Source organism: Cupriavidus basilensis OR16 (assembly GCF_000243095.1).
In the GTDB taxonomy this organism is placed as follows: Bacteria; Pseudomonadota; Gammaproteobacteria; order Burkholderiales; family Burkholderiaceae; genus Cupriavidus; species Cupriavidus basilensis_D.
This window is the reverse complement of the sequence record NZ_AHJE01000400.1, coordinates 1-323: the sequence shown is the minus strand read 5'-3', so window position 1 is coordinate 323 and position 323 is coordinate 1. Positions and strand designations below refer to the sequence as shown.

1 pseudogene is annotated in these 323 nt (G+C 65.6%); it reads right to left on the bottom strand.

Annotated elements, in window-relative coordinates:
- Positions 1–323 (bottom strand): annotated as a pseudogene (locus OR16_RS39335) (lipid-transfer protein); the annotation flags it as partial.

Genomic DNA, 323 nt, shown 5'->3' with positions numbered 1-323 from the left:
TGCTGGCTGGCCTTGGCGCGGATTCTGGCGAAGGTTTCCAGCTTGGTGCCGTACTTGCGCATATGGGCCTGGCCGGCGCCGCCGAACAGGCGCAGTGCGTTCGGCACTTCGATCTGGCCGAGCAGTGCATCGGCCTGCGTCTGGAAATGCTCCATCGCGCCGGGGCGGTCTGTCCAGGGCGACTTCAGCGCGCCCGGGTTCATCTGTTCGAAACCTACGGCCAGCGCGCAGTCCACCGCGCCGCTTTCCACCAGTTGGCGCGCAAGGAACAGCGCCGAGGAACCGGTCGAGCAGTTGTTATTGACGTTGACCACCGGGATGCC